The following is a 15,835-nucleotide window of genomic DNA, read 5'->3' on the forward strand; positions in this document are numbered from 1 at the left end:
GTCGGCAGGATCACGATACGCCGGCGACCAGCGGACGCTGCAGGTGCCGGGCCATCAGGTCGGCGGCTTCGCTGTAGCGCCGCGCTTCCAGAACGTCGAGCAGGCGCAGATGCTCGCGCACGTGCCGCCTCATGCCGTCACGATCGGCGAAGCTGCGATAGGCGAACAGGCGCCTGATCGAGTTCACGCGCTTGAGCGCTTCGAGGAAGAATGGATTGCCTGTTCCGCGGATGATCTCCTCGTGGAATTCGCAGCCGGAGTGAAAGATCTCGCCAATCGTCATCTTCTCGATTTCGCCGTCGAAGACCCGCTGTTGGCGCTCGCGCAGGCGTGTGATCACCTCCTGGGGCAGCGCAAAGCCGGGCTGTGCGATCGCCGCCGGCTCGATCACTGCGCGAAACGCCTTGGCCTGCGCCTGCGCTTCGGGGCTCGAGACCGTCTCCGCGAAACGCCAGCCATAGCCGGGCAGGCGTGCGATCCAGCCCTCGGCGGCGATACGGTCCAGCAGCCGCTGCAACTCCGCGCGGCTCAGATCATAGCGGCGCAAGAGCTCCGCCTCCGTGACGTCGGCTGGGAGTCGGCTCGCGAGCACGTCCCCTGCGATGGCCGTATAAACCTGCTCGCCGCGCCTGACGGCCGCGAGCGCCGGTTGGGCGGCGCCGCTGGTCGGATTCTTCGCCAGCACGAAGCCGCGATGCGGCTCGCCGCGCGCCAGCCCCGCCGCTTCCAGGGCCTTCAGGCCGAGCCGGATCGGCGCGCGTGAAAGATCCAGCGCATCCGCAAGCCTTTGTTCGACCAAGCGGTCTCCGGCCTTCATGCCTTCGCGGCGGGCTAGCGCCATGATCAGGCCGGCGAGCTGCTCGGCCCGCTCGGAACCGTTCTTGTCGCTGCGCGGTCGGGAACTGTCGGTGGCGCTCATTGCAGTGCACGCAAGTTTTAGGGCTTGACAGACTGTCTCATGGATTGTTCTTTTATGCAACAATATACAATCGTCCCCAGGGAGACCCACATGGCCCGCGAGCCCGATGTCCACATTTGCGAGGTCGCGCCCCGCGATGGTCTTCAGAACCTGGACATCTTCGTTCCGACCGAGGCCAAATGCGCGTTGATCGACATGATCGCCGCCGCGGGCATACGCGAGATCGATGCCGGGTCGTTCGTCCCGCCGAAGGTCGTGCCGCAATTCGCCGACGTTGATGCGGTGATGGCGCATGCGCTCATGCACAAATCGACTCTCATCGGTGCGCTGGTGCCGAACCCGAAGGGCGCCGAGCGCGCCATCGGCGCCGGCGTCGACGCCGTCTATTTCGTCATCTCGGCCAGCGAGACGCACAACCGCGCAAACGTGCGCCGCTCGGTCGACGAGCAGGTCGAGGGGTTTCGCGCAGTCCGCGCTGCGATCGACGCCCAGCCGTTGGGGCAGCGGCCGCGCTTGATGGGGGCGATCTCCACCTCCTTCGGCTGCTCGCTGGAAGGGGAGGTGAGCGAAGCGGCGGTGTGCCGGGTTGCGCGCGCTTTTGCCGAAGCGCGTGCCGACGAGATCGGGCTTGCCGACACCGTCGGTTATGCGACGCCGAAATCGATCCGGCAGATCGTCGGGGCGGTGCAGCGCGAGCTCGGGTCGCAAATGACGCTGCGGCTGCATCTGCACGATACGCTCGGCGCCGGCCTGGCCAATGCCGTCGCCGGCCTTGAAGCGGGCATTCGCCGTTTCGATGCCGCCGTATCCGGCCTCGGCGGATGTCCCTTCGCTCCGGGCGCACGCGGCAACATCGTCACCGAGGATCTGGTGTTCATGCTGGAGCGCATGGGGCTCTCCACCGGCATCGACCTCGACCGCCTGATGCAGACCCGCGAGATTCTCGCCCGCCACATCCCCGCAGACCATCTGACCGGGCATCTGCACGAGGCCGGAATTCCCAAGCTCCTGCGGAGCGCGGCATGACCATGGCTGTGCGTGAGACGGGATCTGAGCTTCGTCCGTTGGCGGGCCTTCGGGTCATCGAATTCAGCCAGATGGTGATGGGGCCGAGCTGCGGCTTGATCCTGGCCGATCTCGGTGCCGACGTGATCAAGGTCGAGCCGCCCAAAGGTGACCGTACCCGCGCCTTCAAGGGACCTGCCGCCGGCTTCTTTGCGACCTACAGCCGCAACAAGCGCAGCATCGCATTGGACACGTCGACAGCACAGGGCCAGCACATCGCACGCAGACTGATCGAGCACAGCGACGTGCTGATCGAGAACTTCCGGCCGGGCCTTTTGAAGCGGATTGGTCTCGACTACGAGAGCGTCGCGGCTTTCGCGCCGCGCCTGATCTATTGCTCGCTCAAGGGCTATCTGCCTGGTCCTTACGAGAACCGCCTGGCGCTCGACGAAGTCGTGCAGATGATGGGCGGCCTCGCCTACATGACCGGTTTGCCCGACAGGCCGATGCGCGCCGGCGCCTCGGTCAATGACGTCATGGGCGGCATGTTCGGTGTGATCGCGATCCAGGCCGCGCTCGCCGAGCGGCAGCGTACCGGCCGGGGCCGCTACATCCAGAGTGCGCTGTATGAGAACAACGTGTTCCTGATGGCCCAGGCGATGATGTGCGAGGTGGTCAGCGGGCAGCCATCGATCCCCTATTCGATCAAGGACAGCCCGTGGCCCGTCTACGACCTCTTCGACACCAGGGATGGTTCGAAACTGTTCGTCACCATCGTCGGTGAAGAGCAATGGGAAGCGTTCTGCCGCGCCTTCGATCGCGAAGCCTGGCTCTCCGATCCACGCTTTGCGACCAGCAATGACCGGGTCGATCATCGCGGCTGGTTGATCCCGGAAATCGCAAATATCTTCAAGCAATGGGACAAGGCCGATCTCGCCGCGCGGCTCGAGCAGCTCGATCTGCCCTACGCACCGGTGAACAAGCCCGGCGATCTCTTCGATGATCCGCATCTCAACCAATCCGGCGGCCTGACCGACATCCGTTTGCCTGACGGTAATGAGGTCAAGACACCGCTGTTGCCGATTGCCATGGACGGAAAGCGGCTGTCCAACCGCTGCGATCCACCCGGTATCGGCGAGCACAGCGGCGAGATCCTGCGCGAGATCGGGATGTCGCCGGATGAGATCGAACAGCTGCGACAAGCAGGGACAATCAAGGTCCCGCCGTCCTGACGGACCGCGCGATTGAACAAGAACCAAGGGAGGAGGATCACATGAGCATTTCGAGACGCCAGGCGCTGTTCGCGGGGTCTGCATGGGCCGGCGCGTCACTGCTGCCGGGGCCATTGCGTGCGGAGGCCAAGCAGGTCTCGCTCGCTTTCGGGCCGGTGTCGCCGGTTTACGCCATCGGCATGATCGCGGAGCTGAAGGGGTACTTCAAGGACGAAGGACTCGATTCCAAGCTCGTTACCGGCAATGCCGGTACGTTCGGCCGGCAGACATTGGCGGCGGGGCAGGCGCTGTTCGCGCATGGCGATGCCAGCCATCCGCTCCAGCTCGGTGCGCGCGGCAAGCCCTGCAAGATGCTGCTCGCGACCGAGATGGTATGCTCCTACGCCAACATCGTGGTCCGGCAGGACCTCTACGAGAGCGGCATCAATTCGGTCGAGAAGCTCGCGGATTACAAGCGCCCCGACGACGCCAAGCCGATCGTTGCCGCGACCGCCATCGGGTCAGGCACCTGGGTGTACGGCACCTATGTGTTCGAAGCGCGTGGGCTCGGCAACAAGGTGAACTGGGTTGCGGGCGGCGGGCCCAACACGATGTTCCCATCGCTGCAGACCAAGCAGTTCGACGCCATCGTGGCGCCGCCGAGCTGGATCGTCGAGGTCGAGAAGAAGGGTTTTGGCCGGACGATCTACGACACGTCGAAGCCTGGCGTGTTCGAGAAGGATTTCGGCGGGACGTTGCCCGTGCTGGTGATCTACACGCTCCAGGACACGGTCCAGCAGGACAAGGCGATGGTGCAGGCCTACGTCAACGCGATCTACCGGGCGATGGCTTTTGTGAAGGCGACGCCGCTCGCGGAGGTGCAGGCGCTGGTCACGCCGAAGTATTTTTCAGGGATAGATCCCGATGCCGTCAGCGCCGAGCTCGGCTTCGACAAGTCGACCTGGGCCTATGACGGCGTCATCGACAAGGCGTCGTTCGAGCGCGGCGCCAAGCCCTGGTACCGCAAGGGCACGGACATTCCCGAGACCAGGTACGAGGATGCGGTCGACATGAGCTTCCTTCAGGCGGCCAGGGCGAAATACAAATGATCGCCGCGCCAAGCCAAGGCCTCGCGCTCGCGCGCGATCAGGATCGAGCAGCCGTTGCGCGCACGCGCATTGCCGTGCAGGGGCTGTCCAAGCGCTTCAACGCGTCCGGACGCGAGTTCGTGGCGGTGGATGACGTTTCCTTCGAGGTCAAGCAGGGCGAGTTCGTCGCGCTGCTCGGTCCATCCGGCTGCGGCAAAAGCACCATTCTGAACATGGTCGCGGGGCTGTTGCCGCGCTCCGGCGGACGCATCCTGATCGACCAGGACACGGTCGAGACCGGCGAGGTCAACCCCAGGGTCGGCTATGTCTTCCAGCGCGATACGCTGTTTCCGTGGCGGACCGTGGAGCAGAACATCGGCTATGGGCTGGAGATCGCGGGAGTGCCAAAGAGCGAGCGCACCGGGCGCGTTGCCACGGCCGTCGAGAAGGCCGGCCTTGCAGGCTTTGCGCAGAGCTTCCCGCGCATGCTGTCCGGCGGCATGCGCCAGCGTGTCGCCTTGATGCGCACGCTGATCCTGGAGCCGGAGATCCTGCTGATGGACGAGCCGTTCGGTGCGCTCGACACCCACACCAAGCTCGAGATGCACAAGACGCTGCTGGAGATCTGGGAACGCGAGCGGCAGACCGTTCTGTTCGTGACGCACGATCTCGGCGAAGCCTTGACGCTGGCGAGCCGCATCATCCTGCTCTCGGCGCGCCCCGGGCGTCTCAAGGAAGACTTCGACGTCGCCATTCCGCGTCCGCGCGATCCCGTGGCCGTGCGCGAGACCGCCGAGTTCGCCCGGCTCTATTCCCACATCTGGCATTCCCTCGGCGAAGAATTCCGCCGCACCAGGGCCAACTGATCATGTCCAACAGCCGCGCCGTCATCCTGTTCTGGCAATTGGCCATTCTCGCAGTGGTTCTCGTCGTCTGGCAATGGGGCTTCGAATGGAGCAAGACGCTGCTGCCGAAGGCCTACGTGCCGAAAATCCTCGATCCCTATTTCGTCGCCAAGCCGTCGCTGATCTGGCAGAGTTTCTTGCGGCTTGGCTGCTTCGCAGACGCGACCGGCTTTACCGCCTGTATCAAGGGCAGCGACAACAATCTATGGCTTGCCACACTCGTTACGTTGAAGAACACCTGGTGGGGCTTTCTGTTCGGCTCGGCGAGCGGGATCGCGGCCGGCCTGGTGCTCGGCCGTTCCGATTTCCTATCTCGCGTGTTCAACCCCTACATCGTGGCACTCAACTCCATACCGCGCATTGCGCTGGTCCCGCTCGTCATCCTGATCTTCGGCCTCGGTGACCTCTCCAAGATCGCAACCGCCTGGCTCGTCGTGTTCTTCGTGGTGTTCTTCAACACCTTCGAAGGAACGCGTGCGGTCGACCGTGACCAGATCGCTGCCGCCCGCCTGCTCGGCGCCAGCGAATTCACGGTGCTGCGCACGGTTGTGATCCCATCCGCGCTCGCCTGGGTGTTTGCCTCGCTCTTGCCTGCCGTTTCTTTCGCGCTGATTGGCGTCATCGTCGGCGAGTTCATCGGTGCCGAACGCGGTCTCGGCAAGCTCATCATCGAAGCCGAGGCGCGGGCCAATGCCAGCGAGATGATGGTGGCCATCTTCGTCATGATGTTCGTCGGCATCCTGCTGGCGATCGCGGTGCGTTCGCTGCAGTCCTACCTCTTGCGATGGCAGCCGCAATTCGAGGCTTCGGCGTAGCCCGCGTCAGCGGCTGAACCGCGCCACCAGCTCGACATGCGGCGTGTGGCGGAACTGGTCGACCGGTACCACGGACTCCAGCCGATAGCCGCCGTCGATCAGGAGCCGTGCGTCGCGGGCAAAGGTCGCGGCGTTGCAGGACACGGCGATCACGATCGGCACCTTGCTCGCCGCAAGCTTCAGCGCCTGCGCCTGCGCGCCCTGGCGCGGCGGGTCGAACACCACGGCGTCGAAGTCCCGCAGCTCCTGCGGCATCAGCGGGCGGCGGAACAGATCGCGGGGCTCGCATTTGATCGGCTTCAGGCCAGGTGTTCGCGCAGCTTTCGCCAGCGCCGCGATGGCGCCGGCGTCGCTGTCATAGGCTGCAACGCGCGCCTTCTCCGCGAGCCTGAGCGCAAACGGACCGACGCCGCAGAAGAGGTCGAGCACCTCCTTGGCCTTGCCGATGCGCTCTGCGACGAGTGCCGCAAGCGTCTCTTCGCCCGCCACCGTCGCCTGCAGGAACGAGCCCGGCGGCAGCGTCACCTCGGCGCGGCCCATCCTCACCGTCGGCGGCAGGCGTTGCAGCACCAGCTCGCCATGCCGGGTCAGCCGCGCCAGACGGTGCTGTTCGGCGACTCGCGACAGCGCCGTGACCAGCGCCGTCGGCAGCGGGCCCGAGCCGCGCACGTCGACATCGAGCCCGTTGGCGGTCGCGGTGACCTGGATGTCCAATGGCTTGGTCACCGGCATCTTGGACGTCAGCGGCTCGGCGAGCGCCCAGGCGGCATCGAGTGCGCCCTCGAGCGCGGGATCGAGGATCGGACAACGATGGATCGGGATGACGTCGTGCGAGCTCGCAGCCGAAAAGCCGACCTTGAGGATATCGTGCGTGCCGAACCGGCCGTGCAGCGTGATGCGTCGACGCCCGGCGCCGTGGGCGTCGACCAGCGGCGCCACCTCGCAATCGATGCCGGCCTGCGCCAGCGTTTCGATCACCATGTTGCGCTTCCAGGCCCGATACGGCTCGTTCGCCCAATGCTGGATCGCGCAGCCGCCACACACGCCGAAATGCGGACAGAATGCTTCGACGCGTTCCGGGCTTGCGACCTCCACCGCCAGCAGCTTGCGGCGGTCGGGATGATGGCCCACGACGTGATCGACCTCGACGGTCTCGCCGCCGAGCGTATAGGGCACATAGATTGCTTCGCCGGCGTCGAGGCAGACGCCGTCGCCGCGATGGCCGACATGATCGATCGTGATGCGCTCAACCACGGCGCGCGCCCAGGAAGAATTCGATGTTGCCGTCGCCGCCCGTGATCGGCGAGGGGAATATGTCGATCTCGGTGCAGCCGAGCGAAGCCGCGAAGGCTGCGATGTCGTCGCAGATCTCCCGGTGCACGGCGGCATCGCGGATGATGCCCTTCTTGTTGTGCTTCCTGTCAGCCTCGAATTGCGGCTTGATCAGCGCCAGCAGGCTCATCGGTGCGGCTGCCAGCGACAGAGCTACCGGCAGCACTGATTTCAGCGAGATGAAGCTGACGTCGATGACGACGACATCGGGCCGCGCCGGCAGGCGCTTGCCCTCATAGCTGCGGATGTCGGTCTCCTCCATCGACACGATCTTGGGATGATCGCGCAGCGAGGGATGCAGCTGGCTTGTGCCGACATCGATGGCGAACACCAGGCTCGCGCCGTTCGCCAGCAGCACCTCGGTGAAGCCGCCGGTGGATGCGCCGACGTCGAGGCAGACATGGTCCTCGATCTCAATCGGGTACCGCTCCAGCGCCCCGGCGAGCTTGACGCCGCCGCGGGAGACGTAAGGGTGCGCCGGCTCGGCCTGGATCACCGCGTCCTCGGCAATCGTCTCCGACGGCTTTGCGATTTGCTTGTCGTCGGCTGTGACGAGGCCGGCTTCGATCGCCGCGCGGGCCCGCGCCCGGCTCTCGAACAGGCCGCGCTCGACCAGCAATACATCCGCGCGCTTGCGGGCAGGGGGCATCGGATCTCCGACGGACGACTAAAAAGCTTATGTAGCGATCAATCGCGCGGCCGCCATCCGGACGCAAGTCTCGAACGCGGTGAGATCGTGCCAGACGTCGGTCGGCATAGTGGCCGGCGTCACCAGCGGGCAGCCGTGCAGCTCCAGCGCATGGATCATCATGAGGTTGTCGACGAGGCCGAAATCTTCGACCGCCAGCCCCTGGGCATCGACCAGCCGACCATCCTCGGACACGACGTCCATGAAGCGACTGAGGCGGTCGGCATAGACGGCGCCATCGTTGGAATAAGCCAGGCAGAATTTGCGGCGGCCGGCCATGTAGCCGAGCTCGTAGACGGTGCCCGGATCGGCGCCGGCGCCGCGGAACGGCGTGAGGTTGGCGATGATGGCATCGGCATCGTCCATCATCGCCTCGTTGCCGCAGAAAATCTGCCGCGAAGCGTCGCGCGCGGTGAGGTCGATCGCGTTGTCGAGGGGGTAGAGCCCGGTAAGCCCGTGCGCGGCGCAGATTTCGACCTTGCGCCGGCCGATCTCGACGGCATCCGGCAGGAACACGTCTGGGCCTGCCAGATAGATTTTCATCGCACGACCGATTGAGAAGGCATCGGAGTTGCCGCGACGTTGGCGGTGCAAAACCTCTCCCAAGGGGAGAGGTCGCGCCGAAGGTGCGGGTGAGGGTTACGCTCTCACGTGGGATCTGAGCCCCTCACCCGGATTGCACTGGACGATGCTTCGCATCGCCAGGAGCAACCCCACCTCTCCCTACGGGAGAGGTGGGGTTCAGCGTCTGCCGCGACAATCAAGCCAGCTTGACCGTCTCGGTCTTCACATCCTTGCCGAGCGCCTCGAACACCTTGGCCACGATGCCCTTGGCGTCGAGGCCGGCGCGGGCGTACATGGCGGCCGGGGTGTCGTGATCCTGGAACACGTCGGGCAGCACCATCGAGCGGAACTTGACCATGCCGGTGTCGAGCACGCCCTGATCGGTCAGGTATTGCGCGACATGCGAGCCGAAGCCGCCGATCGAGCCTTCCTCGATCGTGATCAGGATCTCGTGGTCGCGCGCGAGCTTGAGGACCAGCTCGGTGTCGAGCGGCTTCATGAAGCGCGCATCGGCGATCGTGGTCGACAGGCCGTGGGCGGCGAGCTCGTCGGCGGCCTTCTCGCATTCGGCGAGACGGGTGCCGAAGGAGAGCAGCGCGATCTTGCTGCCCTGGCGGATCACGCGGCCCTTGCCGATCTCGAGCGGAATGCCGACCTCGGGCATCTCGATGCCGCGGCCTTCGCCGCGCGGATAGCGCAGCGAGCTCGGACGGTCGTCGATCGCAACCTGGGTCGCCACCATGTGCACCAGTTCGGCTTCATCCGCCGCCGCCATGATCACCATGTTGGGCAGGCAGCCGAGATAGGCGTTGTCGAACGAGCCGGCATGGGTCGCGCCGTCGGCGCCGACGAGGCCGGCGCGATCGATGGCGAAGCGGACGGGCAGGCTCTGGATCGCGACGTCGTGGACGATCTGGTCGTAGCCGCGCTGCAGGAAGGTCGAGTAGATCGCGCAGAACGGCTTGTAGCCTTCGGTCGCAAGGCCCGCGGCAAAGGTCACCGCGTGCTGCTCGGCGATGCCGACGTCGAAGGTGCGGTCGGGGAAGGCCTTGTTGAAGATGTCGACACCGGTGCCGGACGGCATCGCCGCGGTGATGGCGACGATCTTGTCGTCCTTCTGGGCTTCCTTGACGAGGCTCTGGCCGAACACGTTCTGATAGGCCGGCGCGTTCGGCTTGGCCTTGGCCTGCGTACCGGTCGCGACGTCGAACTTGACGACGGCGTGATACTTGTCGGCGGAGGCTTCCGCCGGGCCGTAGCCCTTGCCCTTCTGCGTCACGACGTGGACCAGGATCGGACCGGTCTCCATGTCGCGGACGTTCTTCAGCACGGGCAGGAGATGGTCGAGGTTGTGGCCGTCGATCGGGCCGACATAGTAGAAGCCGAGCTCCTCGAACAGCGTGCCGCCGTCCATCATGAAGCCGCGGGAATATTCCTCGACGCGATTGGCGCGGTTGGCGAGGATCTTTGGCAGGCGCTTGTTGATCTGCTTGGCCGCATCGCGCAGCGTGCGATAGGTCTTGCCGGAATAGAGGCGCGACAGATAGGCGCTCATGGCGCCGACCGGCGGCGCGATCGACATGTCGTTGTCGTTGAGAATGACGATCAGGCGCGAGTTCATCGCACCCGCATTGTTCATGGCCTCATACGCCATGCCGGCCGACATCGCGCCGTCACCGATCACGGCGATAACGTTGTTCTTGCCGCCGGAGAGGTCGCGCGCCACGGCCATGCCGAGGCCGGCGGAGATCGAGGTCGAGGAATGCGCCGCGCCGAACGGATCGTAGTCGCTCTCGCTGCGCTTGGTGAAGCCGGACAGGCCGCCGCCGGTGCGCAGCGTGCGGATGCGGTCGCGCCGGCCGGTGAGGATCTTGTGCGGATAGGCCTGGTGGCCGACGTCCCAGATCAGCCGGTCGCGCGGCGTATCGAAGACGTAATGGATCGCGGTGGTGAGCTCGACCACGCCGAGGCCCGCGCCGAAGTGACCGCCGGTCACCGAGACGGCATCGATGGTCTCCTGCCGCAGCTCGTCGGCAACCTGGCGAACCTGCTCGACCTTGAGCTTGCGCAGATCTTCCGGCGTCCGGATGGTGTCGAGAAGCGGCGTCTTACTGTATGCGTTCACGGCGATTTCCAATTTGTCAGCACCGGAAGGTCATTCCGGTGCGCGATGGGTTTGCACAATATCGGCGCAGCGCGAGTCCTATAACCGTCGGAGCCACCTGCACGGGGCAAGGCCCCGCCTTCAAGCTTAGGTAAGCTTAAGTGTGCTCCGGTTCAGTCTCTGTGATCCCTGTCACTTAGATCGGCTTCGTCCGTCCCAAGCCAATTTCATCAGCAGTTTGAAGCACTTGTCGTCGGCAATCGGTGCCCACGCAAGGCTTACAAAAAGCCACACTCCGCGCAGCTTTACACCAAAGCTTAGGCCAAAGCCAACCCGCTGGGCCGATTAGGGGTATGCAGGTGCAACTCGCGGACCAGAAGTGGTTAACTTCGGGGCGGGGTAAGGGGTTCCGGCCTTGCTCGGTTCTTGGCAGGCTTTTTGGCCCGAGTATGGGCTTTTCTAGCTCTCAACGACCCGATTCGAAGGCAGGGACGTATCCACCGCCAGGGAACCGCATGCCGGCCGGGAACTGCGCACGGCGATAAGGACGCAGCGGCCACGCTCACCGCGAAGACATTCTACGCGGACCTGCGTCGCGGTCTTGCACGGCCCTGCGGGGGTCAGAAGACTGAGCGGGAGAGCACTCTTATTACTGGACGTCGAGCGGGGCCGTGCCGGTGGCCTGGCCGCTGGCATCGGTGGTGATCTTGTCGACGCGCGCCTCGGCCTGGCGCAACAATTCCTCGCAGCGCCGCTTCAGGGCCTCGCCGCGCTCGTAGATCGTCACGGATTCCTCGAGCGGCACCTTGCCGTCCTCGAGCCGCTTCACGATCGTTTCGAGTTCCTCGATCGCGCGCTCGAAGGTGAGCCTGGAGACGTCGACTTGAGTGTTTTCGGCCATATCCGTTTCCGATTGCCCGATTCGCTTCACCTTTGAGAAAGCAGAGTTTTACGGGCGTAATGTGGCGGGTGGGTCAAGCGCCCATCAGGGCGCCGACATGCGCCGTAACAGATTCTTTCAGTCCCTGCAGGTCATAGCCGCCCTCGAGCACCGAAACAACGCGGCCGCCGGCGGTCTTGTCGGCGAGGTCCATCAGCTTGCGCGTCACCCAGGCATAGTCCTCCGCGCGCAGGTTGAGCGAAGCCAGGGGATCGCGATAATGCGCGTCGAAGCCGGCCGAGATGATCAAGAGCTCCGGGCTGAATTTCTCGAGCTGCGGCAGGATCAGATTCTCGAACGCGACGCGGAATTCCGGGCCGCCGTCCTCGGAGGCGAGCGGCGCATTGACGATGGTGTCGTGATCGCCGCGCTCGCTTTTGGCGCCGGTGCCCGGAAACAGCGGCATCTGGTGCGTCGAGCAGTACATCACGGTCGGGTCCGACCAGAAGATGTCCTGCGTGCCGTTGCCGTGATGCACGTCGAAGTCGACGATGGCCGCGCGCTTGATGCCGTATTTGCGCTGGGCGTGGCGCGCGGCGATCGCGACGTTGTCGAAGAAGCAGAAGCCCATCGGCTTGCCGATCTCGGCGTGATGTCCGGGCGGGCGGACCGCGACGAAGGCGTTGCGATGCTCGCCGGCCATCACCGCTTCGGTCGCCGCAACCGCGCCGCCGACGCCGCGCATCACCGCCTCCCACGTGCCGGGGGACATCGAGGTGTCGCCGTCGATGTAGACCTGACCGCTGGTGGGCGCGATGTGGCGCAGCTCGGTGACGTAATGCTCGTTGTGGCAGAGCGTGACGAGATCGAGATCGCCCTCAGGCGCCTCCTCGCGCGCCAGGAACTGGAAGCGCTCATGCGACAACGCTTCCTCCACCGCGCGCAGGCGATCCGGCCTCTCAGGGTGTCCCGGCGGCGTGACATGGTCGAGGCAGGCCTTGTGGGAAAGGAGAAGCGTGCTCATCAGGTCGGCCTCACGGAAAACGGGCTTTTGCCGTCGTTGGCGCATCCGGCGCCAAAACGCAATGCAAAATCCAATCTAAGCGCTTGGCCGGGAATGGCAAAGGGCTGCCCGCTTGATCCGGATCAATTCACCCGCAGGATGCGCCGGGGCGGCAGCGGACCGACCGGCCCGTGCGCCCGGAAGAACGCGAACAGCGCGTCCGCATCGTAACCGCCGTATTGTGGCGCGGTGCCCTGCTTGGCGACGGTAAACCCGTCTCCGCCGACGGCGAGGTAATCGTTGAGCGTGACGCGGTAGCCGCTTCCCGGCTCGATCGGCCTGCCGCCCAGCGTCATCTTCTCGAGGCTGACGCGCTCGCCGAACGGTTTTGAAGCATCCCAAGTATAGCTGAAGCCGTTCGACACCTGGAGAATCCGCGGCCGCTTCGGGTCCAGCCATTGCTGCTCGAGCAAGTCCTTGAGCTGGCTGCCCGTCAGCGTCATGGTGACAAGACGATTGCGGAACGGCTGGCTGGCGAAGACGTCGCCGAACGTGATCGCGCCGTTCTCCTTTGGAACGATGTCGGTGCGGATGCCGCCGGGATTGGTGAGCGCGATGACAGCGCTGCCATCCTTCGCATCGCGCGTTGCGAGCAATTGCGCGTCGGCGATGATATCGCCGAGCGCGCTTTCGCCGGCCTCGTTCGGCACGCGCGACAATGTCTGCGTCACTGAGCCGGCGGGCCGGTTGGCGATCGGCGCGGAGAGCTTGTCGTAGGCGTCGATCAACGCGGTCTGCTCGGGATCCCTGGCCAGCGAAGCATTGGCGACGATGACGTTCTCGGCCTTGGCGGCGACGATATCGCGAGTCACAGGATCGAGCTTGAGGTCGATCGCGGTGACGAGTGTGCCGTATTTGTCGCCGCTGGTGACGAGCCGCCCGTCGATATCGCAGATGTAGGCGCGATGGGTGTGGCCGCTGACGACGACGTCGACGGCAGGATCGAACTTCCTGACTATGTCGACGATCGGTCCCGTGATGGCAGGGCATTCATTGTAGTCGCCGGCGGGCTCGCCGCCCTGGTGGATCAGCACCACGATCGCTTCGACGCCGCGCGACTTCAGCTGCGGCACCAGCGCGTTCACCGTCTCGGCCTCGTCGCGGAATTCGAGCCCGGCGATGCCCGCGGGCGAGACGATGCCGGCGGTCTCCTTCAACGTCAGGCCGATGAAGCCGACGGGGATGCCGTCGAACTCCCTGATCTCGTAGGGCGGCAGCACGCTCTTGCCGGTCGCGGTCTCGACGGTGGAGGCCGCGAGATAACGGAATTTGGCGCCCGTGAAGGGATGCGGCCCCTGGCAGCCGTCGACGGGATGACAGCCGCCGTTCTGCATGCGCAGAAGCTCGGTGTTGCCCTCGTCGAATTCGTGATTGCCGACCGAGCTGATCGCAAGGCCCATCATCGAGAGCGCCTCGATCGAGGGCTCGTCGTGAAACATCGCCGACAGAAACGGGCTCGCGCCGATCAGGTCGCCTGCGGCGACGAAGATGGCGTTCTTGTGTCCTTCGCGCAGCTGCTTCAGCAGCGTCGCCATGTACTCGGCGCCGCCGGCCGCCACCGTCACCTTCTTGGACTTGTCCTCGGGGTCGTTGATGCGGATGCCGCCCGGCGGCGGCCGCAGATGGCCATGGAAATCGTTGATCGCGAGAATGCGCAGCTCGACGGGGGCTGCGCTCTGGGCCGCAGCAGGGAGGGTGCCGGTGAGAGCGAGGACGAAGCAAGCCAGGCGGAGAAGATGTCGCATGGAGTTAGACTATTCGTTCGGCGCGAAGATTTCACGAAGGTTGTTGTCGTCATTTTTGAGGCACGCGCAGCGTCGTTCCCCCGACAATCCCATCATCGCACGAGCCATGCCGCTCGATGAATGCCAGGTCCGCTACGTGCCGCAACAATTAGCTACAATGTTTCATTTGAAAAACCGCTGGTTGTGGGGCACGATCCGGCCCCGTTCGCTTCAGACAGACCGTCAGATTCATGATTGCCGCCCCCCGGATCGACGAATCCTCACCGTATTATCGCGGCTGGCGGGTCGTGCTGGCGTGCTTCCTGATGGCCTTCTTCATGTTCGGCTTCGGCCTCTACGGCCAAGGCGTCTATCTCGCCGAGTTGCAGCGCGCTCACGGCTGGCCGGGCACGCTGATCTCCGCGGCCAGCACCTTCTCGTTTCTCCTGACCTCCGTGCTCGTCATCTTCACCGATGACCTGCTCGAGCGCATCGGGCTGCGCGCGCTGATCCTGTGCGGCCTGTCGGCGCTCGGCGCTTCGACCGTGCTGCTGGCGCTGGTGCAGACGCCCTGGCAGCTTTATCTCGCCTATGCGCTGATGTCGGTTGGCTGGACCGGCATGGGCACGGTGGTGATCGCGACCGTGCTGAATTCCTGGTTCGAGCAGCGGCGCGGCCTCGCGCTCAGCCTTGCCTTCAACGGCGCGACTTGCGGCGGCATCATTCTCGTTCCGCTGTTGCTATCGCTGACCGGCAGCATCGGCTTCCGGTCTGCGATGCTGACGGCGACCCTCGCGATGATGGTGCTGGTGCTGCCGGCGGTCGTGACCTTCATCGGATGGCCCGCAGGGATGTCGCCTGCAGCCGGCGGACGTTCCTCCGGCTCCTCAGCGCCGGTTCGCTCGCGCAAGGCGGTGCTCGCCAACGCGGCGTTCTGGACCATGGTGCTGCCGATCGCGCTCGCGCTGCTGGCGCAGATGGGTTTCATCGTCCACCAGGTGACGTTTCTCGAGCCGCTGATCGGCCGCTCCGCCGCAGGGCTTGCCGTCACGATCATGGCGGCGATGGCGATCGTCGGGCGCCTCTCGCTCGGCCTGTTCGTCGACCGGCTCGATGCCCGGCTCGCCTGTGCGGTTTCGATGACGAGCCAGGCGGCTGCGCTGTTCGTAGCTCTGCAAAGCACGAGCCCGACCGTGCTGCTGGCCTGCTGCGCCGTCTACGGCTTCTCGATGGGCAACATCATCACGTTCCCGCCCTTGATCATCCAGCGCGAGATCGGTGCTTCGGCCTTCGCGACCGCGGTGGGCTTGGGCACCTCGATCAGCGGCATCGTCAGCGCCTTCGGCCCCGGTGTCGTCGGTCTCGTGCGGAGCGTTACGGGCAATTACACGACGGCGTTTGCGATCTGCGTGGTGCTCGATCTCGCCGCGGCGGGCGTGGTGCTGTGGCGGCCGGGGAGAAGGGCTCAGGTCGCAGCTTTGTAGCCCGGATGGAGCGCAGCGCAATCCGGGACCGCTGTATCCGCGGTGAGACTTTC

14 protein-coding genes are annotated in these 15,835 nt (G+C 65.1%); 6 read left to right on the top strand and 8 right to left on the bottom strand.

The genetic code is table 11. From position 1 onward, the window contains the following. Nucleotides 1–10 precede the first annotated feature (10 nt). The gene (locus I6F33_RS18210; protein ID WP_225143588.1) at nucleotides 11–1,033 is read right to left on the bottom strand and encodes a GntR family transcriptional regulator; all 1,023 of its coding nucleotides are present in this window, start codon (nucleotides 1,031–1,033) and stop codon (nucleotides 11–13) included. Between I6F33_RS18210 and I6F33_RS18215 the strand changes: the two genes are divergently transcribed. The 5 genes from I6F33_RS18215 to I6F33_RS18235 are packed head-to-tail and all read left to right on the top strand — an operon-like array spanning nucleotide 1,010 to nucleotide 5,943. Then, on the top strand, nucleotides 1,010–1,945 hold the full coding sequence (locus tag I6F33_RS18215) for a hydroxymethylglutaryl-CoA lyase (RefSeq protein WP_036004099.1): 936 nt from the start codon (nucleotides 1,010–1,012) through the stop codon (nucleotides 1,943–1,945). The two genes, I6F33_RS18210 and I6F33_RS18215, sit on opposite strands and share 24 nt — an antisense overlap. Continuing rightward, on the top strand, nucleotides 1,942–3,156 hold the full coding sequence (locus tag I6F33_RS18220; RefSeq protein WP_225143589.1) for a CaiB/BaiF CoA-transferase family protein: 1,215 nt from the start codon (nucleotides 1,942–1,944) through the stop codon (nucleotides 3,154–3,156). The genes I6F33_RS18215 and I6F33_RS18220 overlap by 4 nt, the downstream gene beginning before the upstream one ends. A 41-nt stretch (nucleotides 3,157–3,197) precedes the next feature. Then, on the top strand, nucleotides 3,198–4,244 hold the full coding sequence (locus tag I6F33_RS18225) for an ABC transporter substrate-binding protein (protein WP_225143590.1): 1,047 nt from the start codon (nucleotides 3,198–3,200) through the stop codon (nucleotides 4,242–4,244). After that, nucleotides 4,241–5,089, top strand: coding sequence for an ABC transporter ATP-binding protein (locus I6F33_RS18230; RefSeq protein ID WP_225143591.1), 849 nt, complete (start codon nucleotides 4,241–4,243; stop codon nucleotides 5,087–5,089). Before I6F33_RS18225 ends, I6F33_RS18230 begins: the two co-directional genes overlap by 4 nt. Before the next feature lie 2 nt (nucleotides 5,090–5,091). Next, a complete protein-coding gene (locus I6F33_RS18235) occupies nucleotides 5,092–5,943 on the top strand; it encodes an ABC transporter permease (RefSeq protein ID WP_225143592.1) in 852 nt (283 codons plus the stop codon). Between the two features lie 6 nt (nucleotides 5,944–5,949). On the opposite strand, the gene I6F33_RS18240 is transcribed toward I6F33_RS18235, so the two are convergent. The 7 genes from I6F33_RS18240 to I6F33_RS18270 form a co-directional block, all read right to left on the bottom strand. Continuing rightward, nucleotides 5,950–7,197: a methyltransferase gene (locus I6F33_RS18240; RefSeq protein ID WP_225143593.1), complete on the bottom strand. Its 1,248-nt coding sequence runs from the start codon at nucleotides 7,195–7,197 to the stop codon at nucleotides 5,950–5,952. Continuing rightward, nucleotides 7,190–7,924, bottom strand: a complete 735-nt coding sequence (locus tag I6F33_RS18245) for a TlyA family RNA methyltransferase (RefSeq protein WP_225143594.1) — start codon at nucleotides 7,922–7,924, stop codon at nucleotides 7,190–7,192. The genes I6F33_RS18240 and I6F33_RS18245 overlap by 8 nt, the downstream gene beginning before the upstream one ends. 27 nt (nucleotides 7,925–7,951) lie before the next feature. Further along, complete coding sequence (locus tag I6F33_RS18250; protein ID WP_225143595.1) at nucleotides 7,952–8,506, bottom strand: nucleoside 2-deoxyribosyltransferase; 555 nt, start codon at nucleotides 8,504–8,506, stop codon at nucleotides 7,952–7,954. 217 nt (nucleotides 8,507–8,723) lie between these two features. After that, nucleotides 8,724–10,652 carry a 1-deoxy-D-xylulose-5-phosphate synthase gene (gene dxs / locus I6F33_RS18255; RefSeq protein WP_036004129.1) on the bottom strand — a complete coding sequence of 643 codons (1,929 nt, stop codon included), beginning with the start codon at nucleotides 10,650–10,652 and terminating at the stop codon, nucleotides 8,724–8,726. A gap of 628 nt (nucleotides 10,653–11,280) precedes the next feature. Then, the gene (locus I6F33_RS18260) at nucleotides 11,281–11,532 is read right to left on the bottom strand and encodes an exodeoxyribonuclease VII small subunit (RefSeq protein ID WP_008132970.1); all 252 of its coding nucleotides are present in this window, start codon (nucleotides 11,530–11,532) and stop codon (nucleotides 11,281–11,283) included. A 73-nt stretch (nucleotides 11,533–11,605) separates the two neighbouring features. Beyond that, complete coding sequence (locus I6F33_RS18265) at nucleotides 11,606–12,535, bottom strand: histone deacetylase family protein (RefSeq protein WP_036004131.1); 930 nt, start codon at nucleotides 12,533–12,535, stop codon at nucleotides 11,606–11,608. 122 nt (nucleotides 12,536–12,657) lie between these two features. Further along, a complete protein-coding gene (locus tag I6F33_RS18270) occupies nucleotides 12,658–14,319 on the bottom strand; it encodes a bifunctional UDP-sugar hydrolase/5'-nucleotidase (RefSeq protein ID WP_225143596.1) in 1,662 nt (553 codons plus the stop codon). Nucleotides 14,320–14,549: 230 nt separating this feature from the next. On the opposite strand from I6F33_RS18270, the gene I6F33_RS18275 reads away from it, so the two are divergent. Beyond that, the gene (locus I6F33_RS18275; protein ID WP_225127532.1) at nucleotides 14,550–15,782 is read left to right on the top strand and encodes an MFS transporter; all 1,233 of its coding nucleotides are present in this window, start codon (nucleotides 14,550–14,552) and stop codon (nucleotides 15,780–15,782) included. Nucleotides 15,783–15,835 lie beyond the last annotated feature (53 nt).

It is taken from the genome of Bradyrhizobium sp. BRP20 (assembly GCF_020194215.1).
GTDB lineage: Bacteria > Pseudomonadota > Alphaproteobacteria > Rhizobiales > Xanthobacteraceae > Bradyrhizobium > Bradyrhizobium yuanmingense.